The 22,411-nt window shown below is 61.8% G+C and carries 22 protein-coding genes; 16 read left to right on the top strand and 6 right to left on the bottom strand.

From position 1 onward, the window contains the following. Nucleotides 1–18: 18 nt before the first annotated feature. Complete coding sequence (locus tag BM132_RS07305) at nucleotides 19–483, top strand: CopD family protein (RefSeq protein WP_092396982.1); 465 nt, start codon at nucleotides 19–21, stop codon at nucleotides 481–483. 154 nt (nucleotides 484–637) lie between these two features. On the opposite strand, the gene BM132_RS07300 is transcribed toward BM132_RS07305, so the two are convergent. The 4 genes from BM132_RS07300 to BM132_RS07285 all read right to left on the bottom strand — a co-directional run bounded on the left by BM132_RS07300 (nucleotide 638) and on the right by BM132_RS07285 (nucleotide 3,318). After that, complete coding sequence (locus BM132_RS07300) at nucleotides 638–1,396, bottom strand: hypothetical protein (RefSeq protein ID WP_092454269.1); 759 nt, start codon at nucleotides 1,394–1,396, stop codon at nucleotides 638–640. Then, the gene (locus tag BM132_RS07295; RefSeq protein ID WP_047228407.1) at nucleotides 1,389–1,661 is read right to left on the bottom strand and encodes a DUF1145 domain-containing protein; all 273 of its coding nucleotides are present in this window, start codon (nucleotides 1,659–1,661) and stop codon (nucleotides 1,389–1,391) included. The genes BM132_RS07300 and BM132_RS07295 overlap by 8 nt, the downstream gene beginning before the upstream one ends. Nucleotides 1,662–1,806: 145 nt before the next feature. Continuing rightward, nucleotides 1,807–2,532 carry a PA1041 family peptidoglycan-binding anchor lipoprotein gene (locus BM132_RS07290; RefSeq protein WP_092454267.1) on the bottom strand — a complete coding sequence of 242 codons (726 nt, stop codon included), beginning with the start codon at nucleotides 2,530–2,532 and terminating at the stop codon, nucleotides 1,807–1,809. Between the two features lie 90 nt (nucleotides 2,533–2,622). Then, complete coding sequence (locus BM132_RS07285; protein WP_092454265.1) at nucleotides 2,623–3,318, bottom strand: PA1041 family peptidoglycan-binding anchor lipoprotein; 696 nt, start codon at nucleotides 3,316–3,318, stop codon at nucleotides 2,623–2,625. 192 nt (nucleotides 3,319–3,510) lie between these two features. Here BM132_RS07285 and BM132_RS07280 point away from each other — a divergent pair, with 192 nt between their 5' ends. The 4 genes from BM132_RS07280 to BM132_RS07265 all read left to right on the top strand — a co-directional run bounded on the left by BM132_RS07280 (nucleotide 3,511) and on the right by BM132_RS07265 (nucleotide 5,261). Beyond that, the gene (locus BM132_RS07280; protein WP_092454263.1) at nucleotides 3,511–4,008 is read left to right on the top strand and encodes a DUF6231 family protein; all 498 of its coding nucleotides are present in this window, start codon (nucleotides 3,511–3,513) and stop codon (nucleotides 4,006–4,008) included. 14 nt (nucleotides 4,009–4,022) lie between these two features. Beyond that, complete coding sequence (locus BM132_RS07275; protein WP_092396972.1) at nucleotides 4,023–4,499, top strand: YchJ family protein; 477 nt, start codon at nucleotides 4,023–4,025, stop codon at nucleotides 4,497–4,499. Nucleotides 4,500–4,566: 67 nt separating this feature from the next. Continuing rightward, nucleotides 4,567–5,052 carry an LEA/WHy family protein gene (locus BM132_RS07270; RefSeq protein WP_092396970.1) on the top strand — a complete coding sequence of 162 codons (486 nt, stop codon included), beginning with the start codon at nucleotides 4,567–4,569 and terminating at the stop codon, nucleotides 5,050–5,052. Nucleotides 5,053–5,057: 5 nt separating this feature from the next. Then, nucleotides 5,058–5,261 (top strand): SEC-C metal-binding domain-containing protein, encoded by a 204-nt coding sequence (locus BM132_RS07265; protein WP_047228413.1) that lies wholly within the window; start codon nucleotides 5,058–5,060, stop codon nucleotides 5,259–5,261. A 265-nt stretch (nucleotides 5,262–5,526) separates the two neighbouring features. Here the strand turns inward: BM132_RS07265 and BM132_RS07260 are convergent, their stop codons facing one another. Further along, a complete protein-coding gene (locus tag BM132_RS07260) occupies nucleotides 5,527–6,084 on the bottom strand; it encodes a cysteine hydrolase family protein (RefSeq protein ID WP_092397739.1) in 558 nt (185 codons plus the stop codon). Between the two features lie 140 nt (nucleotides 6,085–6,224). Here BM132_RS07260 and BM132_RS07255 point away from each other — a divergent pair, with 140 nt between their 5' ends. The 4 genes from BM132_RS07255 to BM132_RS07240 all read left to right on the top strand — a co-directional run bounded on the left by BM132_RS07255 (nucleotide 6,225) and on the right by BM132_RS07240 (nucleotide 12,580). Next, the gene (locus tag BM132_RS07255) at nucleotides 6,225–6,869 is read left to right on the top strand and encodes a glutathione binding-like protein (RefSeq protein WP_092454261.1); all 645 of its coding nucleotides are present in this window, start codon (nucleotides 6,225–6,227) and stop codon (nucleotides 6,867–6,869) included. A 280-nt stretch (nucleotides 6,870–7,149) separates the two neighbouring features. After that, complete coding sequence (locus BM132_RS07250; protein WP_092454259.1) at nucleotides 7,150–9,600, top strand: penicillin acylase family protein; 2,451 nt, start codon at nucleotides 7,150–7,152, stop codon at nucleotides 9,598–9,600. 266 nt (nucleotides 9,601–9,866) lie between these two features. After that, a complete protein-coding gene (locus BM132_RS07245; RefSeq protein ID WP_092454257.1) occupies nucleotides 9,867–10,892 on the top strand; it encodes a ligase-associated DNA damage response exonuclease in 1,026 nt (341 codons plus the stop codon). Continuing rightward, nucleotides 10,889–12,580 (top strand): ATP-dependent DNA ligase, encoded by a 1,692-nt coding sequence (locus BM132_RS07240; protein WP_092454255.1) that lies wholly within the window; start codon nucleotides 10,889–10,891, stop codon nucleotides 12,578–12,580. The genes BM132_RS07245 and BM132_RS07240 overlap by 4 nt, the downstream gene beginning before the upstream one ends. A 36-nt stretch (nucleotides 12,581–12,616) precedes the next feature. Here the strand turns inward: BM132_RS07240 and BM132_RS07235 are convergent, their stop codons facing one another. Beyond that, nucleotides 12,617–14,527 (bottom strand): hypothetical protein, encoded by a 1,911-nt coding sequence (locus BM132_RS07235; RefSeq protein WP_092454253.1) that lies wholly within the window; start codon nucleotides 14,525–14,527, stop codon nucleotides 12,617–12,619. Between the two features lie 325 nt (nucleotides 14,528–14,852). Between BM132_RS07235 and BM132_RS07230 the strand changes: the two genes are divergently transcribed. The 7 genes from BM132_RS07230 (at nucleotide 14,853) to pdeM (ending at nucleotide 22,397) form a co-directional block, all read left to right on the top strand. Next, on the top strand, nucleotides 14,853–15,635 hold the full coding sequence (locus BM132_RS07230) for a transporter substrate-binding domain-containing protein (protein ID WP_092396958.1): 783 nt from the start codon (nucleotides 14,853–14,855) through the stop codon (nucleotides 15,633–15,635). 57 nt (nucleotides 15,636–15,692) lie between these two features. Then, the gene (locus BM132_RS07225; protein ID WP_092397737.1) at nucleotides 15,693–16,421 is read left to right on the top strand and encodes an ABC transporter permease; all 729 of its coding nucleotides are present in this window, start codon (nucleotides 15,693–15,695) and stop codon (nucleotides 16,419–16,421) included. Beyond that, a complete protein-coding gene (locus BM132_RS07220) occupies nucleotides 16,418–17,128 on the top strand; it encodes an ABC transporter permease (RefSeq protein ID WP_092454251.1) in 711 nt (236 codons plus the stop codon). The genes BM132_RS07225 and BM132_RS07220 overlap by 4 nt, the downstream gene beginning before the upstream one ends. Before the next feature lie 27 nt (nucleotides 17,129–17,155). Beyond that, nucleotides 17,156–18,274 (top strand): succinylglutamate desuccinylase/aspartoacylase family protein, encoded by a 1,119-nt coding sequence (locus BM132_RS07215; RefSeq protein ID WP_092454249.1) that lies wholly within the window; start codon nucleotides 17,156–17,158, stop codon nucleotides 18,272–18,274. Between the two features lie 13 nt (nucleotides 18,275–18,287). Beyond that, nucleotides 18,288–19,052, top strand: a complete 765-nt coding sequence (locus BM132_RS07210; protein ID WP_092396952.1) for an ABC transporter ATP-binding protein — start codon at nucleotides 18,288–18,290, stop codon at nucleotides 19,050–19,052. A 202-nt stretch (nucleotides 19,053–19,254) separates the two neighbouring features. Continuing rightward, nucleotides 19,255–21,741: a ligase-associated DNA damage response DEXH box helicase gene (locus BM132_RS07205; protein ID WP_092454247.1), complete on the top strand. Its 2,487-nt coding sequence runs from the start codon at nucleotides 19,255–19,257 to the stop codon at nucleotides 21,739–21,741. Further along, complete coding sequence (gene pdeM / locus BM132_RS07200) at nucleotides 21,741–22,397, top strand: ligase-associated DNA damage response endonuclease PdeM (RefSeq protein WP_092454245.1); 657 nt, start codon at nucleotides 21,741–21,743, stop codon at nucleotides 22,395–22,397. Before BM132_RS07205 ends, pdeM begins: the two co-directional genes overlap by 1 nt. The last annotated feature ends 14 nt before the right edge of the window (nucleotides 22,398–22,411 follow it).

Genomic DNA, 22,411 nt, shown 5'->3' with positions numbered 1-22,411 from the left:
GCAGAACGGAGTAACTCAATGACACCCTTTGCCCTCGTCTACACCCTGCATTTACTGGCGGCCCTGATCTGGGTCGGCGGCATGTTCTTCGCTTGGATGATCCTGCGCCCCGCCGCAATTGCGGCCCTTGAGGGCCCGGCCCGACTCAAGTTATGGGTAGAAGTGTTTCAGCGTTTTTTCGTTTGGGTCTGGGTGGCGGTGGTGCTTTTGCCGATCAGCGGTGTGGGCCTGATCCACATGCGCTTCGCCGGCTTTGAAACCGCGCCACGTTATGTGCAGATCATGATGGGCTTGTATGTGGTGATGACGGCGTTGTTTATTCGCATCCAGGGGTTGCAGTTACCAGCACTGCGCAACGCCGTAGCAGCTCAGGACTGGCCGACTGGCGCGGCGGTGCTGGGGAAAATCCGGCAACTGGTGGGGATCAATCTGTTGATCGGGTTGCTGGTGGTGGCGATTGGCGCGGCGCGGCCGATGTTCTGACGCGCCCTGTAGGAGCTGTCGAGTGCAACGAGGCTGCGATCTTTCCCCAGACAATTGAATCGTGAACAAACGCCTCACAGATCAAGATCAAAAGATCGTCCGAACGCGGCCCGAGCCTTCGGCAGCTCCTACAGGGTATTCGCAGATCGATGCTTCAGAACCGCTGCACCGTCACCGCCCCCGCTGCTCCGGCTGGTCCTGGCTGGCCATCGGCACCCGGGCGACCGCTTTTGCCACCGTCGGCGGTATAGACGAAACACCCCTTGGCCTTGCCGCCAGCGCCGGGTTTACCTCCGGGGCCGGCGGCGCCGCCCGCGCCCCCCTCCACCGTTACCTTGATCTGCTCGGCTGGATAGTCACGGGGCAGTTCGAGACGCACCTGCGCACCCGCCGCACCCGACTGGCCATCGCTGCCATTGCTGCCGTCGGCACCGCGACCGGCTGCTCCCCACGTACAACCCGGCGCCTGGCCGTTGGCGCCGTCGAGGCCCACGTAACCTGGCGCACCGGTTCCACCGCGGGCATCCACCGACAACAACGGCGCATTCAAGGCATTGAAGCGCAGATTGAGATCACGCCCCGGTCGTGCCGCTTTGGTATAGGTTCCGGGCGCGCCCCGAGCCGTGATCTGACTGCCGTCGGCCAGTTCCCCCTCGGCAACTTTTATCTGCAGTGCCTGTTGCGCGGGCACGATGGCGATCCGCGCTTCGCGCCCCAGGTGCAACTGGCCAATGGACAACTCAGTGACGTTGGCAGGCACCAGCAACGTGCCGTAATCGGCCACCTCCAGCCGCTCCAGTGTCAGGGCGCTGGTGGTATTGGGCAGGCGCATCAAGGAATGGCTTTCAACCTGGATCACTTGGGCACTGGCCCAGGGACACACGAGTGCGACAAGCAGACACAATTTACGCATGGGAAGCCTCGGCGGCGATCGGGAGGGTTTGCAGGTGGAAGATGCCGAACAGCAGCACTCGCAGGCGATCACGGCCTGAAGCGGGCCGACCGCGCAGGCTGGCTCGAAACAACACCAGTTCCAGCAAATGGATCGCCAGCAACATCGCTGCGCCGAAATTGACCAGCAGATGCAGCGGATGAACGAACGGCATGACCAGGTTGACCAGCACCACCAGCCAGAACAGCAGGGTCAACAAGCGCCCCAGCGCCCACAACAGCTTCATACATCCCCCCGGTAGGTATTATTCTTTGCACGCACAGTAACGGCTTGCGCGCAGAATAAGCCAGAGGCCAGGGCAAATTTAATCTGACACAAACCTCGACTCGCCGGGTCGCCCCTGTGGCGACCCAACGGCTCTGGCACGCGGCTCAGCGCTGGATATGCAGCTCGACCCGACGGTTCTGCGCTCGCCCCTCATCGGTCTCGTTGTCGGCCACCGGCTCGCTTTCACCCTTGCCCTCGCTGGTGAGTTTGTCCGGTGAAAGCCCCTGGGTGAGCAGATATTCCGCCACGCTGCTTGCTCGGCGCTCGGACAGCCCCTGGTTGTAGACATCAGTGCCTACGCTGTCGGTGTGCCCCACCACGCGGATACTGGCGACATTGGCATGACTCAATTTGCTCATCAGCCCATCGAGTTGGCTTCGCGCGTCTTGAGTGAGATCGGATTTGTCGAAGTCAAACAGCACCTTGCCGGCATCGTTGAGGGTGATCACTTCAGTGGCCGGTGCCTGAGGTTCAACCGGCGGTGCGCTGGCCGGGTATTGCGGCAACGGGCAGCCGTGATGTTCAACCGGGGTATTGGCCGGCGTGTCGGGACAACGGTCACGGCGGTCGAACACGCCGTCATCGTCCTCGTCGCCATCCTGGGCGTAGCAGATCAGGCCACCGGTCAGCAGCCCCAGCGCAGCGCCGCCCGCCGCCCAGCCGCTGCTTTCGAGGGCCCCCAGGCCGCCGCCAACCAGACCGCCGATCAAGCTACAGACTGGCCAGGTGCGTTGATTGAGCGGTGCGTCGCCATCGCTGTGAGTGGCACAACCTGACAATAGACTGCCTGCCAGCATTACCGGTAAGGCGGCCCTGAGTAGCACGTTCATGGTGAATGCTCCTGTGTTACCGGCCCATACCGGTCACACAGGAGTAAAGACCCGCATCCGCGACTGTACAAGCCGCGGCTGACGGGGGCTTCAGCGATTTATCTTGATCTCCGTGCGGCGGTTCATGGCCCGACCATCGGCGGTGCTGTTATCCGCCACCGGCTGGCTCTCACCGGCACCCTCCACCGAAACGAAGCTGGCACGGGGCACGCCGCTCTCGACCAGGTATTGCACCACCGAGTTGGCCCGTTTATCAGACAGGCGCTGGTTATAGGCATCGCTGCCGACGCTGTCGGTGTGGCCGGTGACGCGCAGTTGCGCGGTGGACGTTTCCTGTTTCAGTCGGGTTGCAATCGTGCTCAGGACCTCCTTGTCTGCCGCGGTCAGCGTGGCCTTGTCGAATTCGAAATGCACGTCACGGATCACAATGGTTTCTTCCTCGACCACCACGGCTTCTTCAACCATCGGCGCCGGTGCCGGTGGCGGGCAGCCGTCGGCATCGACTTGCACGCCCTTAGGCGTGCCCGGGCATTTGTCGCGGCTGTCCGGCACGCCATCGCCATCCTCATCGCCGTCGCCATGCACCCAGCAGTAAGCCGCTGCCATGGTGCCGACAAACAATGCACCGCCGCCGGCCCAGGAGGTGCTTTCGATGGCGCCCAATCCAGCGCCCGTCACGCCGCCGACCGCCGCGCAGGTCGGCCAGTCGGTCTTCTGCAAACCTGCGCAACCAGTCAACACACCGGTCAGCAGAACCAAGGGTAACGCTGTGCGAACTATGCTCATTGGGTTTTCTCCTTGAGGGATCGGCTTTGCGCCGATTCAGGGGAGTAAAGACCCGACTCCGCATCCGCGCCAGCATCACGCTATCGAGGTTTTTGCCCCCTATTTGCCGTAGATCGATACGTTTAAGCACAAACCGCTCTAGGCCATGGGGTCCGCGCAGGCTATCGTGGCGGCTCTGACTGAGGAACTTCGATGACCGTTGCCATTTCTTCCCGTACGCCCCAGCAAGCCCTGGCTGCCGTGCTGGACCGTTATGCCCCGCAAAAACTGCTGTTGATCGGTGCCAGCAGCTTCCCTGCCCTTGAAGCGTTCCAACAGGCGCATCCAGATACTGAAGTGGTCCACGCCGCCCCTGGCACCCTTCCGGCGGACGTGGCGGCGCGGCGTTTTGACCTGGCCCTGGCCCTTGATTGTCTGGAGCATTTACCCAAACGCGACGGTCTGAACCTGTTGGGTGGCATCCGCAATCTCAACGCCAGCCGTATCGCTGTGCTGGCGGACCTCAATGCCTGCGGCTGGCAAGAAACAGATTTCTTTTCCCTGGCCCTGCAGGCCAGCGAGCGATTCCAGCGCGAGGAGCAGGTGCTGACCCTGTTTACCTACGATCTGCTTGAATACAAACAAGTCCCTGACTGGCTCAACTCACGCTTTTGGGCCAACCCGGAAAACTTTGGAAAATACTGGTGGTAGCCGTGAACACAAGCATGCACACAACCATTTGCCCCTGCGGCAGTGGCAACCCACTGGACGCCTGCTGCGGCCATTACCACGATGGTCACCCGGCGCCCTGCGCCGAGGCCTTGATGCGCTCGCGTTACAGCGCCTACGTGCTGGGACTGGTGGACTATCTGGTGGCCACGACCTTGCCTGCTCAGCAGGACGGCCTGGATCGCCAATCCATCAGCGAGTGGAGCGCCAAAAGCACCTGGCTGGGACTTGAGGTGGAAAGCAGCGAAGTCTTCGGTGGTCAACCCGAACACGCCTTTGTCACCTTCACCGCACGCTGGCACGACGGCCAGGGGGAACACAGCCACCGCGAACAGTCATCCTTCGTACAGAACGGCGCACGCTGGTACTTCATCGACCCGACGGTGCCAGTCAAGACCGGACGCAACGACAACTGCCCGTGCGGCAGTGGACACAAATTCAAGAAGTGCTGCGCAGGCTACTTTAATCGCTGATATCGCGATCGTCCGACGCTGCTGCGCACGCCAGCAGGCTAGACTGGGATAAACCAGAGGCACGGACATGACCCTTTCATCACATCTGCTGCGCATCACTTGCCTGCTGCTGTTCGTCGGGCTCGGCAGTTGTGCGTCCTGGCGAGGTGATGAGGCCCCTGAACCGCAGGTGCATCTGACCAAGGTCGAGGTGGTGCGGGCCCGGCTGGTGGAGCAGAAGTTCATGCTGCACTTTCGTGTGGACAACCCCGACGACAGCGATTTGACCGTGCGCGGCATAACCTACCGCATTCATCTGGGCGACCTGTTGCTGACCGAAGGCGAGCATGAGCACTGGTTCACGGTGCGTCCCGGGCATAGCCGCTACTTCAGGGTTCCGATCCGCACCAATCTGTGGCCGCAAGTGCGCAAGCTGGTGAAAATGCTCGAAAAACCTCGCCAGCAGATCCCCTACCGCCTGGAAGGTGAGCTGGAAACCGGTTTATTCATCGCTCACTACGTGCACCTGAGGCGCAATGGCGTGATAATCGCCGCCGATTTTATTGCGGAGTAACCCCGATGACCCAGCAACCCCACGTTCATGGCCCTGATTGCAACCACGATCATGACCATCACCACGATCATGATCACGGGCATGTCCATGGCCCGAACTGTGGCCACGCCCACCAGGAACCGGTGCGCAACACCCTCAAGGATGTCGGCCGCAACGACCCTTGCCCATGCGGCAATGGCAAGAAATTCAAGAAGTGCCACGGGGCTTGATGGCCAGGACGAAGATTATCTTCGCCTGTTGAATCGTCCTCGCGAGCAAGCTCGCTCCCACAGGGATTTGGGGTGCAGGGAAACCGGAACCACCACAAGACCGCTGTGGGAGCAAAGCTTGCTCGCGATGACCGAGGCACATTCAAAATTGATGCAAGCTGACCCACCGCTATCGCGAGCAAGCTTTGCTCCCACAGAAGAAGTTTGGGTGGCCGGGAAATCGAAGGCTAAATAAACCCTCCAAGACAGTTGCTCCCACGGTTAATCAATCGGCCTCGAGGATGTGCTTCACGCTGACCACCGTCGCATACTCGCCATGCAAGTTGCCCAGCGACATGGCATGCACCTCGCCAGCCGAATGGGCATTACCAAAATAATCAGCCTTGTCGAAGGTAAAACACGCGTCTTCGGCCACCCAGGTGTCGAATCCCAGATTGCCGGCCGTACGCGCCGTGGACTCCACCGAGTTGTTCGTCGCCACGCCCACGATCACCAATTGTCCAATCCCTGCTTCATGCAGGTCCGCCTCCAGGCATGTGCCGCAGAACGCATCTGGCACCTGCTTTTGAACCAGCCTTTCCCCGGCCAATGGCTCGAACCGTTCCTGAACCTCCACTCCCGATTGCCCGGGCCAGAACACTGAGTCCGGCGAGCGGGACAGGTGGTGGACATGAATCACCGGCCGTGCCGATTGTCGCCAGAAATCGAGCAACTCGAGCATGCGCAGCTCCGCATTGGGGTTGTTGCGAGGGCCTAGTCTGGGGTGAAGGATGCCTTTTTGTTGATCGATAAGAATCAACGCTGCGTTTTTCTGTAACTCCATGCCGGTTTTCTCGTGCTCGATCATTGAATTTTCCACACTTGAGCATCACCTCTTCCTACAGGCAAGCCTTTCGGCAATCAGGACGACCTCCCGCCGTCATTTGTTGTCCATCCATCACGCTGTCTTATCTGGAGCCCTCCATGATCGACCTGTATTACTGGACCACGCCCAACGGCCACAAAATCTCGTTGTTCCTCGAAGAAGCCGGCATGCCCTACAAGGTGCACCCGATCAACATCGGCCAGGCCGAGCAGTTCAAGCCCGACTTCCTGAAGATCGCCCCCAACAACCGCATTCCGGCCATCGTCGACCATGAACCTGCCGACGGCGGCGAGCCGATTTCGCTGTTCGAGTCGGGCGCGATCCTTCTGTACCTGGCGGAAAAAACCGGCCAGTTCATTCCAGAGAATTTGCGCGGACGGCAAGAAGTGTTGCAGTGGCTGTTCTGGCAGATGGGCGGCCTGGGGCCGATGGCCGGGCAGAATCATCACTTCAGCCGGTTCGCCCCGGAAAAAATTCCCTACGCGATCAAGCGCTATGTCGACGAAACCGCTCGTCTGTATGGTGTGCTGGATCGCCGCTTGGCGGACCGTGAATTCGTGGCGGGCAACGCGTACAGCATCGCCGACATGGCGATTTATCCGTGGACCGTTTCACACCAATGGCAAAGCCAGCGGCTGGAAAACTTCCCGAACGTGCAGCGCTGGTTCAATCGCATCCAGGAGCGCCCAGCCACTGCCAAGGCCTATGCCCTGGTGGACAAGGTCAACCCGCCTAAAGCCTGATCGCTCCTGACACCCGCAAAACCCTGTGGTGAGGGGATTTATCCCCGCTGGGGCGCGAAGCGGCCCCGTATCCCTGCACCGCGCAATGTCCGACGGGACGCAGGGGGCTGCTCCGCAGCCCAGCGGGGATAAATCCCCTCGCCACAAAAGCGTGAACATCATTGAATGCAGGCTTTCATCGCCCAACCAACAAATAACTCCCGCCCCCGCTTGCGCGCCCTCCTCCTGCTCACTAACGTAGCGCCTTTATCGGTGTCCCCCCTCCCGCAGGAGCTTTGCCATGGCCTCGCCAGCCTCTATTTTTTCCTTCCCCCGGCTCGGCGTTGCCGCCGCAGTGGCCAGTGTGCTCGGTCTGAGCGGTTGCCAGACCTGGAACGCCCAGGACACTGTTCCTCCGACGTCCGGCGTACAACCGCTCAAGGGGCTGGCGCAGAACGTTTCGGTTCGACGCAATGCCATGGGTATGCCGCTGATCGAGAGCAACAATTTCCATGACGCCCTGTTCAGCCTCGGCTACGTCCATGCCAGCGACCGCATCAGCCAGATGGTGACCATGCGCCTGCTGGCTCAGGGTCGTCTGGCAGAAATGTCCGGCGCCGAACGACTGGACGTCGATCGCTACATGCGTGCGGTCAACCTGAAGAAAAGCGCCGACGAGTTGTACAAAGCCTCCTCGCCGCGGCTCAAACGCTTCTTCGAAGTCTATGCCCGCGGCGTCAACGCGTACCTGTTCCGCTATCGCGACAAGTTGCCGCCGGACCTGGCCGCCAACGGCTACAAACCCGAATACTGGAAACCACAAGATTCGGCGCTGCTGTTTTGCCTGCTCAATTTCAGCCAATCGGCCAACCTGCCGGAAGAAATCGCCGCCTTGGTGCTGGCCCAGACGGTCACCCAGGACAAACTGGCCTGGCTGAGCCCCTCGTACCCGGATGAACAACTGCCGATGGCCGAGGCCGATAAGCTCCAGGGCCTGCGGCTCAACGGCCAGGTCCCGGGCCTCAACGAAGTCAGCAAGGCCAGCGCTCAGTTGTCCGATCTGAACTTGCTGAATATTGCGTCCTCCAGCAACTGGGCCATCGCCCCCCATCGCAGCCGCAACGGCAAGAGTCTGCTGGCCAGCGACAGCCATGGCCCATTGAGCGTGCCGTCACTGTGGGTTCCCGTACAGATTCGTGCGCCCAAGTATCAGGCAGCCGGGGTTTCCGTGGCGGGCATCCCGATGATTCTGGCGGGGTTCAACGGCAAAGTGGCCTGGAGCATGAGCAGCGTGTTGGGCGACAACCAGGACCTGTTCCTGGAAAAAATCCGACGCCAGGGCAATGGTCTGTCCTACGAGGTCAACGGCAAATGGCAACCGGTGATGGTCCGCAACGAGACCTACTTCATCAAAGGCCAGCGGCCGATTCGCGAAGCCGTGTATGAGACCCGCCACGGCCCGCTGCTCAACAGCGTCCAGGGCTCGGCCATGGCCAACGGTCTTGGCCTGGCCTTGCAGACGCCGAGCTTTAGCGACGACAAAACCCTGGACGCGTTCTTCGACTTGTCCCGAGCGCAGAATGTCGAGAAAGCCTCCGATGCCAGCCGTGAAATCCGCGCCATTGCGGTGAACATGATCTTTGCCGACGCCAGCCACATTGGCTGGCAAGTTACCGGGCGCTATCCGAACCGCCGCGAAGGCGAAGGCCTGTTGCCATCGCCCGGTTGGGAAGGTCGCTACGATTGGGATGGCTACGCCGACCCGATGCTGCACCCCTACGATCAGGATCCGACCCAGGGCTGGCTCGGCGCCGCCAACCAACGGGTCATTCCCGACGGCTACGGCATGCAGTTGTCCAATTCCTGGGGCGCACCGGAGCGCGGCGAGCGCATGGCCGAGCTGGCCGGGGCCGGCAAGCACGACAGCCGCAGCCTGACGGCCATCCAATATGACCAGACCACGACCTTTGCCGCCAAGCTCAAGAAAGTTTTCGAAGCCCCGGGCATGGCCCAACCGCTCAAGCAGGCGATCGACGCGCTGCCAGTGGCGGACCGGGCCAAGGCTCGCGAGGCCTATACCCGACTGATGGCTTTCGATGGCCGGCTCAGCCCAAACTCCGCCGATGCGGCGATTTATGAACTGTTTCTGCAGGAAAGCATGCAGCAGATCTTCCTCGACGAACTTGGCCCGGACAGCAGCCCGGCGTGGAAAGCGCTGCTCGCCAACGGCCAATTGTCCTACTCGGCCCAGGCCGATCACTTGCTCGGTCGCGAAGACAGCCCGTTCTGGGACGACGTGCGCACACCGCAAAAGGAAGACAAATCGGTGATCCTGGCCCGCAGCCTGGCAGCAGCCATCACGGCTGGCGACAGCCTGTTGGGCGGTGACCACAAGGCCTGGCAGTGGGGCAAGCTGCATCGCTACGAATGGAAGAACAGCAGCGGCCAAATCGTGCGCGGCCCACTGCCTGCCGGCGGCGATGCCTCCACGCTCAACAGCTCGGCATTCGCCTGGGGCAAGGATTTCAACACCACCCTGGCGCCGGCCATGCGGTTCATCGTCGACTTCGGCCAGCCCGAGCCGTTGATGATTCAGGGCGGCACCGGCCAGTCCGGCAACCCCGCCAGCCCGAACTACGTCAACGGCATTGATCCATGGATCAAGGGGCACTATCAGAACCTGCCATTGCAGCCGCAGAACTTTGAGCGGGCGTACGGCAAGGCGCGCTTGACCCTGGTGCCTGGCAAATAACCGCAGGGTTTACGATGGCAAGGGCACTAGCACCCCCTGTAGGAGCTGTCGAGTGTAACGAGGCTGCGATCTTTACCCGCTCCAATTGAGTCCTGAGCGAAAAGTCAAAAGATCGCAGCCTCGTTGCACTCGACAGCTCCTACAGGGGCGCTGCCCAGTCAGAGCGTGCAGTCCAAGATTCTCGGTGCTGGCGCGCAACAAAACCCAATAGAACTTCTCCTCCCGCCCCCGCCTCTACCAGACAAGCCCATCTTCCCGGTGAATGCATGGATCTTGTCATTGCCCGCCCCGAAGGCCTGTACTGCCCGCCTGGAGATTTCTACATTGACCCCTGGCGTCCGGTGGAACGTTCGGTCATCACCCACGCCCACGGCGATCACGCCCGTGGTGGCCACCAACACTACCTGGCAGCGGCCCCCGGCGAAGGCATTTTGCGGTCGCGGCTGGGCCAGGACATCAACCTGCAAACCCTGGCCTACGGCGAGCGCTTGCTGCACCACGGGGTGACCTTGAGTTTTCACCCTGCCGGCCACGTACTGGGTTCGGCCCAGGTACGACTGGAATACGAAGGCGAGGTCTGGGTGGCATCCGGGGACTACAAGGTCGAACCCGATGGCACCTGCGCGCCGTTCGAGCCGGTGAGGTGTCATACGTTCATCACCGAATCCACCTTTGGGCTGCCGATCTATCGCTGGCAGCCACAAGCGCAGGTCTTCGACGAAATCAATCAGTGGTGGCGCGGCAACATTGCCGTCGGCCGGGCCAGCGTGCTGTTCTGCTATTCCTTTGGCAAGGCCCAGCGGATTCTCCACGGAATCGACGAGAGCCTGGGGCCGATCCTGGCCCACGGCGCGGTAGAACCCCTCAACCGGGTCTACCGCGAAGCCGGGATCCGTTTGCCAGCGACGATCTATGCCGGCGATATCAAAAAGAACGACCCGATCATGAACCAGGCGCTGATCATCGCCCCACCTTCAGCCGGTGGCAGTACCTGGATGCGCCGTTTCGGTGACTACAGCGACGCCTTCGCCAGCGGCTGGATGCGCCTTCGGGGCACCCGTCGGCGGCGCGGCGTGGATCGGGGTTTTGTGCTGTCCGACCACGCCGACTGGCCCGGCCTGCTCTGGGCCATCGAACAGACCGGCGCCGAGCGAGTGATGGTCACCCACGGCTCAGTGGGCGTACTGGTGCGCCATTTGTGCGAGCAAGGCCTGGATGCCCAAGGCTTCAGCACCGAATACGGTGACGATGAAGAAGACTTGGGCAGCGCCACCGGCGAGGACGCATTATGAAAGCCTTCGCCCAGTTGTATGCCGAACTGGACGCCACCACTTCCAGCAATGCCAAGCTCGCTGCCATGCAGGATTACTTCACCAAGGCCCCGCCCCAGGATGCCGCGTGGGCCGTGTATTTCCTGTCTGGAGGGCGTCCGCGACAACTGGTGCCGGTCAAGACCTTGAGGGAATTGGCGGTGCAGATATCCGGCTTGTCGCTGTGGCTGTTCGAAGAATGCTATCAGGCCGTGGGCGATCTGGCTGAAACCATCTCGCTGGTGCTGCCGGAGTCACCTCACCGCTCCGATGAAGGCCTGGCGCTGTGGATCGAAGAGAAACTCCTGCCGCTGCGCGGTGAATCGCCCGAGGTGCTGGCGCTGCGGCTGCCGGCGTTGTGGGCGCAACTCGACCGAGCCAGCCTGATGCTGTGCATCAAGCTCATCACCGGCAGCTTCCGGGTGGGTGTGTCGAAGTTGCTGGTCACCCGCGCGCTGGCCGCCATGGCCGGGCTGGACAGCAAACGGGTCGCCCAGCGGCTGGTGGGGTATACCGACCTGTCCCATCGTCCGACCGCTGCTGGCTACCTCAAGCTCATCGCTGCCGAATCCGAGGATGAGCACGCCCAGCGCGGCGGCCAGCCTTATCCGTTCTTCCTGGCTCACGCGTTATCGCAAGCGGTGGAGCAATTCGACACGACGCTGGGGCCGGCCAGCGACTGGCAGGTGGAATGGAAGTGGGACGGAATCCGTTCCCAGGTGGTCAAGCGCGATGGCCATTTGTGGGTCTGGTCCCGGGGCGAAGAGCTGGTCACCGAGCGTTTCCCCGAATTGCACAGCCTGGCGCAGGCGTTGCCCGACGGCACGGTGATCGACGGCGAAATCGTGGTCTGGAAAGCCGCGCCGCCAACCACCGCGGATGCCTTCGATCCGGATGCGCCGCTGGAACCGAGGGTGCAGCCCTTTGCCCTGCTGCAACAACGCATCGGCCGCAAAACCCTGGGCAAGAAAGTCCTCGAAGACGCCCCCGTGGTGGTGATGGCCTACGACCTGCTGGAATGGCAAGGCGCGGACTGGCGCAGTCGTCCCCAGACCGAGCGCCGCGAGCAGCTGGAGGCGCTGATTGCCGATTGTCGCAGCGCGGTGCTGCTGCCGTCGCCGATCGTCACTGGCGATGACTGGTTCGACCTCGCCCGGCAGCGTGAAGCATCCCGCAGCCTCGGCGTCGAAGGCATGATGCTCAAGGCCCGCGACGCACTGTACGGCGTTGGTCGGACCAAGGACATGGGGGTGTGGTGGAAGTGGAAAATCGACCCGTTCAGTGTCGACGCGGTCCTGATCTATGCGCAACGCGGGCATGGCCGCCGCGCCAGCTTGTACAGCGACTACACCTTTGCTGTCTGGGACAACCCGCCGGGCAGCCGCGAACGCACACTGGTGCCGTTCGCCAAGGCGTATTCGGGGCTGACCGATGAACAAATGCGTCAGGTCGACAGCATCGTGCGCAAGACCACCGTGGAGAAATTCGGCCCGGTGAGCAGCGTCACGCCGACCCTGGTTTTTGAGCTGGGCTTCGAGGGCATTGCATTATCCAAGCGCCACAAGAGCGGGATCGCTGTGCGCTTCCCGCGGATGCTGCGCTGGCGCCAGGACAAGAGCGTCGAGGAGGCGGATACGCTGGCGGCGCTTCAGGATCTGTTGAAAGCGTGACCGCTCTGCTCCGAACAGGGCCAGCGTCGGCCTGGGTCATGACGCCCTCCACGTCAAGGCGAAAATACTTTCACCCGGCACTTCAAAACGGATGCGTCCATCCCGGCACTGGACAGGGGCATCGCGCTGACGGCTATCAGGACCGAAAAGGACGAGGGATGGGCAGGCAGTGCCCGCGCCCTGTAGGCTGATCCGTTGCAGACGGTCGCCCTTGTTTACGCCCAGCACGCTGCGTTCGTTGCCGCGGGCCATCGCCAGGGCATCGACCTCGAACGCGCTGTTGTCCATACGCACAACCTGATCGAGCCAGTGCGACTGGATGAATTGCTGCGCCAAGCCTACCGGTTTGAGCTCGAAGCGATCAGGCCCTGTCAGGCGGATCATGCCTTTGAGGTGATGCGGATCGTCAGCGGCCGGAAACCAATTGAGCACGTCGAGCAAACCATCCTGGGCTGAGTTGATCGCAACCGAGGCCCACCAGAGCGATGCGAAGCGCGTCTCCTGTTCGTAGGGGCTCACGCTTGAGCCACTGGAGATATTGGTCTGGTCCAGCAACAACGCCTTGCGTGGCCGGCCATCGGCTTGCAGGCCGACGACTTCGGCGGCCCGGCGCACGGAGTCGCGATAGACCCGCGTAGCCAGCAGGTCGCGAATCATCCACTCGTGCCAGGCCAAGGCATCGATTTTCGGTGCCGATTCTTCGAGCATGCGCCGAGCCCAGTCGATGCCACGGTGCTGGGCACCTCGTCGCATAAACGGTCCGTTGACGAAGCGCGAGCTGGCGGGCATGGCGATACGCACGCCGGCCTCCCGCGCCCCTGGGTAGTTGAGCACCTGACGATACATGACGTCGAAGAAGCGCTTGTACGTCGCATAATCCGGATAGTTGTAGTTGGGTTCGTCGGCAAACGAGAGGTAGTGCCTGCCGCTACCCAGGGCCACGGTGGCCGCCAGCCAGGCGTTCAGGCCGGCAAAGGTCTGGCTGTCGGCCTCCAGGTCGGCCTTACGCCCGGAGCCTGCGAGCAAGGTGACGTTGGTATCGATACCACCGCGTTCCAGATAAAAACGCCTGAAAGCATCTTCGTAATGGGGCTCAGCGGCCATGACGTCGATAATGCTGTAAAAGCTACCCGCGCGGGGCTTGAGCGCCTCGAGAGCGTCATAGCTTGCCGGCGGCGCAAGCAGGTAGGGCAAGGCTAAGCCCAGGCGCGGCGTGGGCCCCAGCATTTCGGGGTGCAGGGCGAGTTCGGTACGGCCGCTGTCCTGTCGCAGCGGCTGCAAGTGCTGAGGACGCTGGGCGAACAGGTTGGCGGTACCGTCCAGCCAGAAAGCCGCTTTGCCTTTGCCTTGCAGGCGCAGGCGCCAATCTTGATCCTTATCGCTGACGGGTAAGGCTATCTGGTCGAACTTCGGATACTCCTGGTAGGGCTTGAGCCTCAGTTCGACTTTTTTGCCATCGCCCAGGCGCTCGGCATTCAGAGCCCTGACGCCGCCGAAATACTTGCCTGCCAAGATCGCCTGCTCGCCGCCGCGGACCTTGAAATACAACTCGACGTTGGCGGGAGTCTCAACGCTGAAGTGCACCTTCGTCGGCGCGAACAGGGCGACAGTCTTGTCGTCGTGCTCGAAGCGATAGCGCCTGAAGCTATAGCCCGGGACTTCGACGCGGTAGCTGGCGGCGCTGGCGGGCAATGCCCAGTCTTGTTTGCCGCTACCTTCGCTGGCGGAAATAAAACGCTCGTCGCGCAACTGCCCCTGCCCGTCCAGCAGGTAAATACGTTCTTCATTAGCATCGTCTTGCCAGGCCGGTACCCAACTGACGTGCAACGTGTCGTCGCGCCCCGCCTGCAAATAGAGACTGCCGTCCCGAACATCGCCCCAGCGCATGGGTGCGGCCAGAGCCAGACTGCTGAACGCTAGCGTGACTATCACAGCAATGCATTTCATCGTGTGCTTTCCACAGTCTTCAACTTAGGCGCTTGGCGCACTGCCATCATCGACCTATACAGTAGCCGCTATGAAACAGGCGTGAGGAAAATAGTGTGAATCTCCCCCAGCGCCTATCGCGTCCGCGTCATTCTGGTGCGCCTTTTGAGGTCTGTTCATCCCCGCGCACCATCACGTCCCATCGGCTGCCGCCAAAGTTTTTAAAACGCTTGTTCGGCACTCTGGTTCGGAAATTGCTACCTTTATGCCGTCATACCGTTCTCGCCTTCACCGGTAACAATACTTACGCGCCACAAGCGCTCATATTGGTTTTAGGGATTGAATAATGAAAAAAGCACTGCTGACCCTTTCTGCACTGGCGTTGTGCATGGCCGCCGGCGTCGCCACGGCCAAGGAATACAAGGAACTGCGTTTTGGTGTCGACCCGTCCTATGCCCCGTTTGAATCCAAGGCCGCCGACGGTAGCCTGGTAGGTTTCGATATCGACCTGGGCAATGCAATCTGCGACGAATTGAAGGTCAAGTGCCGCTGGGTCGAAAGCGATTTCGACGGCATGATCCCGGGCCTGAAGGCCAACAAGTTCGACGGCGTGATCTCGTCCATGACCGTGACCCCGGCGCGAGAAAAAGTCATCGACTTCTCCAACGAGCTGTTCTCCGGCCCGACCTCGTATGTGTTCAAGAAGGGTTCCGGCCTGAGTGAAGATGTCGCGTCTCTCAAAGGCAAAACCGTCGGTTACGAGCAAGGCACCATCCAGGAAACCTATGCCAAAACCGTACTGGACAAGGCTGGGGTCAAGACCCAGGCCTACCAGAACCAGGACCAGGTTTATGCCGACCTGACCTCCGGCCGCCTCGATGCGTCGATCCAGGACATGCTGCAGGCCGAACTGGGCTTCTTGAAATCGCCAAAAGGGGGTGACTATGAAGTCAGCAAACCCGTGGACAGCGAACTGCTGCCTTCCAAGACCGCCATCGGCATCATGAAAGGTAACAAAGAGCTGAAGGCACTTTTGGATAAAGGTATCAAAGCGTTACACGACGATGGCACGTACGCCAAGATCCAGAAGAAACACTTTGGCGATCTGAATCTGTACAGCGGCAAATAATGCGCAGCGCCCATCCGGCCTCGGATGGGCGCTTTTTTTCTGCCAAAGGCCTCTTTCATGTTCGAACAACTCCTACAAAATCTGGGGCTCAGCGCCTTCAGCCTGCAGGGCTTCGGCCCGCTGCTGATGCAGGGCACCTGGATGACCATCAAGCTGGCGGTCCTGTCTTTGTTACTGAGCGTTTTGCTCGGCCTGCTGGGGGCTAGCGCCAAGCTGTCCAGCGTCAAACTGCTGCGTATCCCGGCCCAGCTCTACACCACGCTGATTCGTGGCGTGCCGGACTTGGTGCTGATGCTGCTGATCTTCTACAGCCTGCAAACCTGGCTGACCTCTTTTACCGACTTCATGGAATGGGAATACATCGAGATCAACCCATTCGGCGCCGGGGTCATCACCCTGGGCTTCATTTATGGCGCGTACTTCACCGAAACCTTTCGCGGCGCGATTCTCGCGGTGCCCCGGGGCCAGGTTGAAGCCGCCACGGCGTATGGCCTCAAGCGTGGCCAGCGGTTCCGTTTCGTAGTGTTTCCGCAAATGATGCGCTTTGCCCTGCCGGGCATTGGCAATAACTGGATGGTGATGCTCAAGGCCACCGCACTGGTGTCGATCATCGGCCTGGCCGATTTGGTCAAGGCCGCCCAGGATGCCGGCAAAAGCACTTACCAACTGTTTTACTTCCTCGTGCTCGCGGCGCTGATCTACCTGCTGATCACCAGCGTGTCCAATGTCGTCCTGCGCTGGCTTGAACGCCGTTACGCTGCCGGCGCACGGGAGGCGGTGCGATGATCGAACTTCTTCAGGAATACTGGCGGCCGTTCCTCTACAGCGACGGCAATCACATCACTGGCCTGGCCATGACAATGTGGCTGCTCAGCGCCTCGCTGCTGATCGGCTTCGTGGTCTCGATCCCGCTGTCCATCGCCCGGGTTTCACCCAAGGTCTATGTACGCTGGCCCGTGCAGTTCTATACGTACCTGTTCCGCGGCACGCCGCTCTACATACAGCTATTGATCTGCTATACCGGCATCTACAGCCTCGAAGCGGTGCGCGCCCAGCCCCTGCTCGACAGCTTCTTTCGCGATGCCATGAACTGCACGATCCTGGCCTTCGCCCTGAACACCTGCGCCTACACCACGGAAATTTTCGCCGGGGCGATTCGCAACATGAACCATGGCGAAGTCGAAGCAGCCAAGGCTTATGGCTTGACGGGCTGGAAGCTGTACGCCTACGTGATCATGCCTTCGGCGTTGCGGCGTTCGCTGCCGTACTACAGCAACGAAGTCATCCTGATGTTGCACTCGACGACCGTGGCGTTCACCGCTACCGTTCCAGACGTGCTCAAAGTCGCCCGGGACGCCAACTCGGCCACCTTCCTGACCTTCCAGTCGTTCGGTATCGCCGCGTTGATCTACCTGACCGTGACCTTTGCACTGGTGGGCCTTTTCCGCCTCGCCGAACGCCGCTGGCTGGCCTTTCTCGGGCCGACTCACTAGGGCTTCTGTTTCAGGACATACACGCACATGCGCCACCAGATTCATGACCTGCTGGCCCCACTGCCGGGGACCGCACGCAAGATCCACAGCTTTCACTTCGGCCCGGAAAAAGCCGTCGGCAAAATCTACATCCAGTCGTCCCTGCACGCCGACGAGTTGCCCGGCATGCTGGTGGCCTGGCACCTCAAGCAGCGTCTGGCCGAACTGGAAGCTTCGGGCCACCTGCGGCACGAAATCGTGCTGGTGCCCGTGGCCAACCCCATCGGCCTGGAACAAGTGCTGATGGACGTGCCGCTGGGCCGCTACGAAATGGAGAGCGGGCAGAATTTCAATCGCCGCTTCGTCGACCTGAGCGAAGAGATCGGCAACCAGATCGAAGGCCAGCTCACTGACGATCCACAGCACAACCTGATGCTGATCCGCAAACACCTGCGCGACGCCCTCGCCCGCCAGACCGCCAGCACGCAATTGCAATCACAGCGCCTGGTCCTGCAACGACTGGCCTGCGACGCCGACATGGTGCTGGACCTGCATTGTGATTTCGAAGCGGTCGCCCACCTCTACACCACTCCCGAGGCCTGGCCCCAGGTCGAGCCGCTGGCCCGCTACATCGGCGCCGAGGCGAGCCTGCTGGCCACGGATTCGGGCGGTCAGTCGTTCGATGAATGTTTCACCCTGCTCTGGTGGCAACTCAAGGAGCGCTTCGGCGAACAGTTCGAAATTCCGCTGGGCAGTTTTTCGGTCACCGTCGAACTGCGCGGCCAGGGCGACGTCACCCACGACCTGGCGAGCCTCGACTGCCAGGCCCTGATCGAATACCTGATCCGTTTCGGCGCCATTGACGGCGAACCGATGCCCTTGCCCGACCTGCCCTACCCGGCTACGCCGCTGGCCGGCGTGGAGCCGGTGGCGACGCCGGTCGGCGGCCTGCTGGTCTACAGCGCCGTGCCCGGCGAATACCTGGAGGCGGGGCAACAGGTGGCGCAAATCATCGACCCCATCAACGACACCGTCACCCCCGTTCATTGCTGCAATGCCGGGCTGCTGTACGCCCGCTCGCTGCGTCGCATGGCCACTGCCGGCATGGTGATCGCCCATGTCGCCGGCGCCGAAGCCTACCGCAGCGGCTACCTACTTTCGCCTTGAGGATGCATGCCCCATGTACAAACTGACCATCGAAGGCCTGCATAAGAGCTATGGCGAACATCAGGTGCTCAAAGGCGTTTCGCTCAAGGCCAGGACCGGCGACGTCATCAGTCTGATCGGCGCCAGCGGCTCGGGCAAAAGTACCTTTTTGCGCTGCATCAACTTTCTGGAACAACCCAACGACGGCGCAATGACCCTGGACGGCCAGGCGATCCGCATGATCAACGACCGCCACGGCATGCGCGTGGCCGACGAGAATGAGCTGCAGCGCATCCGCACCCGCCTGGCCATGGTTTTCCAGCACTTCAACCTGTGGAGCCACATGACCGTCCTGGAAAACATCACCATGGCGCCGCGCCGGGTGTTGGGCGTCAGTCAGCAGGAGGCCGAGGACCGTGCCCGTCGTTATCTCGACAAGGTCGGCCTGCCGGCGCGAGTGGCCGAGCAATACCCGGCGTTCCTTTCCGGTGGCCAGCAACAGCGCGTGGCCATCGCCCGCGCACTGGCGATGGAGCCGGAGGTGATGCTGTTCGACGAACCCACCTCAGCCCTTGACCCGGAGTTGGTGGGAGAAGTCTTGAAAGTGATCCAGGGCCTGGCCGAAGAAGGCCGGACCATGATCATGGTGACCCACGAAATGAGCTTCGCCCGCCAAGTGTCGGATCAGGTGCTGTTTCTGCACCAGGGCCTGGTGGAAGAAGAAGGCGCGCCGCAAGACGTGCTGGGCAATCCCAAGAGCGAGCGGCTCCAGCAATTTCTCAGTGGCAACCTGAAATAAACCTCGATGCAACCCGTAGGAGCTGGCGAAGCCTGCGATCTTTTGATCTTGATGCCTCGCTCGGGACTCAATTGCAGTGGAGAGGATCGCAGCCTCGTTTCACTCGGCAGCTCCTACAGGGCAGCTCGTACATGATGCGTTAAAACCTTTCACATCCCGCCGCGGTCACTGAAAGAAGACTTCCAGGGCGCACGCGGCGGGTATGGCGACATCCAACAATTTCGCAAACCAATGGTTCAGCGCCCGCGGCTGGAAGCCGTTCGCCTTTCAAAAACAAGTGTGGGCTGCGGCCAAACGTGGCGAATCCGGGCTGTTGCACGCCAACACCGGGGCCGGCAAGACCTACGCTGTGTGGTTCGCGGCGCTCAACCGGTTCGCCCGCCCGGCGCCACCGCCGGATAAACCCCGTAAACGCAAACCCGTGGCCGAACCGCTGACGGTCTTGTGGATCACGCCGATGCGCGCGCTGGCCGCCGATACAGGCAAAGCCCTCGAAGCCCCCCTGGCAGAGCTGCAGATTCCCTGGAGCGTCGGCCTTCGCACCGGCGATACCAGCGCCAACGAACGCGCCCGCCAGGGCCGACGCCTGCCCACTGCGCTGATCACCACACCCGAAAGCCTGACCCTGATGCTCGCCCGTGCCGATGCGCAAGCGGCCATCTCGACGCTGCGCATGGTCGTGGTGGATGAATGGCACGAGTTGCTCGGCAACAAACGGGGGGTGCAGTTGCAATTGGCTTTGGCGCGCTTGCGGCGCTGGCATCCCCAGCTCATCGTCTGGGGCGTCTCCGCCACCTTGGGTAACCAGTCCCACGCCGCGCAGGTACTCATCCCACAAGGCAACGGCATTAGCGTGCAAGGGGCCAACGGCAAGGCGCTACGGGTCGATACGCTGCTCCCTCCGACTATCGAACGTTTCCCGTGGGCCGGCCACATCGGTCTGAAGATGCTGCCCCAGGTCATTGCTGAAATAGACGCGAGCAACAGTTGTCTGGTTTTCACCAATACCCGGGCGCAATCGGAAATCTGGTATCAGGCCATTCTCCAAGCCAGGCCGGACTGGGCCGGGCTGATCGCGCTGCATCACAGTTCATTGTCCCGGGAAACTCGCGACTGGGTAGAGCAGGCCCTCAAGGAAGGGCAGCTCAAGGCGGTGGTCTGCACCTCCAGCCTGGATCTGGGGGTGGACTTCTTGCCAGTCGAACGAGTCCTGCAAATTGGTTCGGCCAAAGGCGTGGCGCGGCTGATGCAGCGCGCCGGGCGTTCCGGTCATGCGCCGGGGCGGACCTCGCGGGTCACGCTGGTGCCGACCCACAGCCTGGAGCTGATCGAAGCCGCCGCCGCGCAAGACGCCGTGACTCAACGGCGCATCGAACCCCGGGAATCGCCCCACAAGCCGCTGGATGTGTTGGTCCAGCATCTGGTCAGCATGGCCCTGGGCGGCGGCTTCCTGCCTGACGAACTGTTCGAGGAAGTGCGCGGTGCCTGGGCCTACCGGGACCTCAACGAAGCCGAATGGGCCTGGGCCCTGGCCTTCGTGCGCCATGGCGGGCTGTCATTGACCGCCTATCCCGACTACCGGCGGGTCGAGCCGGACGAACACGGCGTGTGGCGAGTCCCCGATGCGCGACTGGCCCGACGACATCGCATGAGCATCGGCACCATCGTCAGCGACGCCAGCCTGCAATTGAAGTTCTGGAGCAAAGGCGGTGGCGGCAAGACTTTGGGCAGCGTGGAGGAAGGCTTCATCGCTCGCCTGCGGCCCGGAGACGGCTTTCTGTTTGCCGGACGCTTGCTGGAGTTGGTGCGGGTTGAAGACATGACCGCCTACGTGCGACGCAGCCAGGCAAAAAAAGCCGCCGTGCCGCGCTGGAACGGCGGGCGGATGCCGCTTTCCAGCGAGCTGGCGGCCGCCGTCGTGGCCCGTCTGAGCGAGGCCGCCGCAGGCCGCTTCGATGGCCCGGAGATGAACGCCGTGCAGCCCTTGTTATCAACTCAACAACGCTGGTCCGGTTTGCCCACGCAAGAAACACTGTTGGCCGAGAGCCTTAAATCCCGCGAGGGCTGGCACTTGTTTCTGTATCCCTTTGCCGGGCGTCAGGTTCATCTGGGGTTGGCGAGCCTGCTGGCCTGGCGGGTCAGCCGGCAACAGCCAGTGACGTTTTCCATCGCGGTGAACGATTACGGCCTGGAACTGCTCAGCGCCACGGCACTGGACTGGACGCAACACCTGGGGCCGGAACTCCTGATCGTCGACCACCTGCTAGCCGATGTGCTGGCGAGCCTGAACGCCGGAGAGCTGGCGCTTCGACGCTTTCGCGAAATCGCCCGGATCGCCGGACTGGTATTTGCCGGCTATCCCGGCGCGCCCAAAAGTACCCGCCAAGTCCAGGCGTCCAGCGGGTTGTTCTTTAAGGTGTTCAAGCAATATGACGCCGACAACCTCCTGCTGGCCCAGGCCGGGGAAGAAGTCCTGCGTGAAGAACTGGATATACGTCGACTGGAGCAGACCTTGGAACGCCTCAAGACCTTGAAGCTCGACCTGCATACCATCAAACGCCCCACCCCACTGGGTTTCCCGTTGCTGGTGGAGCGATTCAGGGAAAGCATGAGTTCGGAGAAGCTCGCCGATCGCATCCGGCGAATGGTCAGCGAACTGGAAAAGACCGCCGACCGTGGTGACGCCTGATGCCGGCGCCCTATCCCGTCAGCCTGGCCGGTGAAGAGCTCTGGCTATTGCCGGAAAAAGCCCTGTATTGGCCCGCCCAGCAAACCCTGATGGTCGCCGATGTGCATTTCGGCAAGGCCGCTGCTTATCGCAGCCTTGGCCAACCGGTGCCCCATGGCACAACGGCCAGCAACATCGCCGTGCTCGACGGGCTACTGGCGAGCCTGCCGTGTCGCCAACTGATCTTCCTGGGCGACTTTCTCCACGGTCCAGGTTCCCATGCCCCAGGCACGTTGAAGGCCCTTTTTAGCTGGCGTGAACGCCATCAGCACCTGGCCATGACGCTGATTCGCGGCAATCACGACAAACGCGCCGGCGGTCCGCCGCCAGCGCTGAACATCCGGGTCGTGCCGGAGCCTTTGTTGCTCGGGCCTTTCGCCGTACAACATGAGCCCGATCCGCATCCCAGCCGCCACGTCCTGGCCGGCCATGTGCATCCCGTCTACCACCTGAGCGGCAAAGGTCGGCAACGGCTGCGCCTGGCGTGCTTCCGGTTGGGCACGCAAATCAGCCTGCTGCCGGCGTTCGGCGCATTCACGGGGGGCTATCGGGTCAAGCAGGACAACGACTGCAGCATTTTCGTCATCGGCGATGACGAAATATGGCCGGTCAGCTAACAGGCCACCCATCC

The sequence above is a fragment of the Pseudomonas sp. NFACC45 genome (genome assembly GCF_900113505.1).
In the GTDB taxonomy this organism is placed as follows: Bacteria; Pseudomonadota; Gammaproteobacteria; order Pseudomonadales; family Pseudomonadaceae; genus Aquipseudomonas; species Aquipseudomonas tehranensis.
This window is presented reverse-complemented; position numbering and strand designations above follow the sequence as displayed.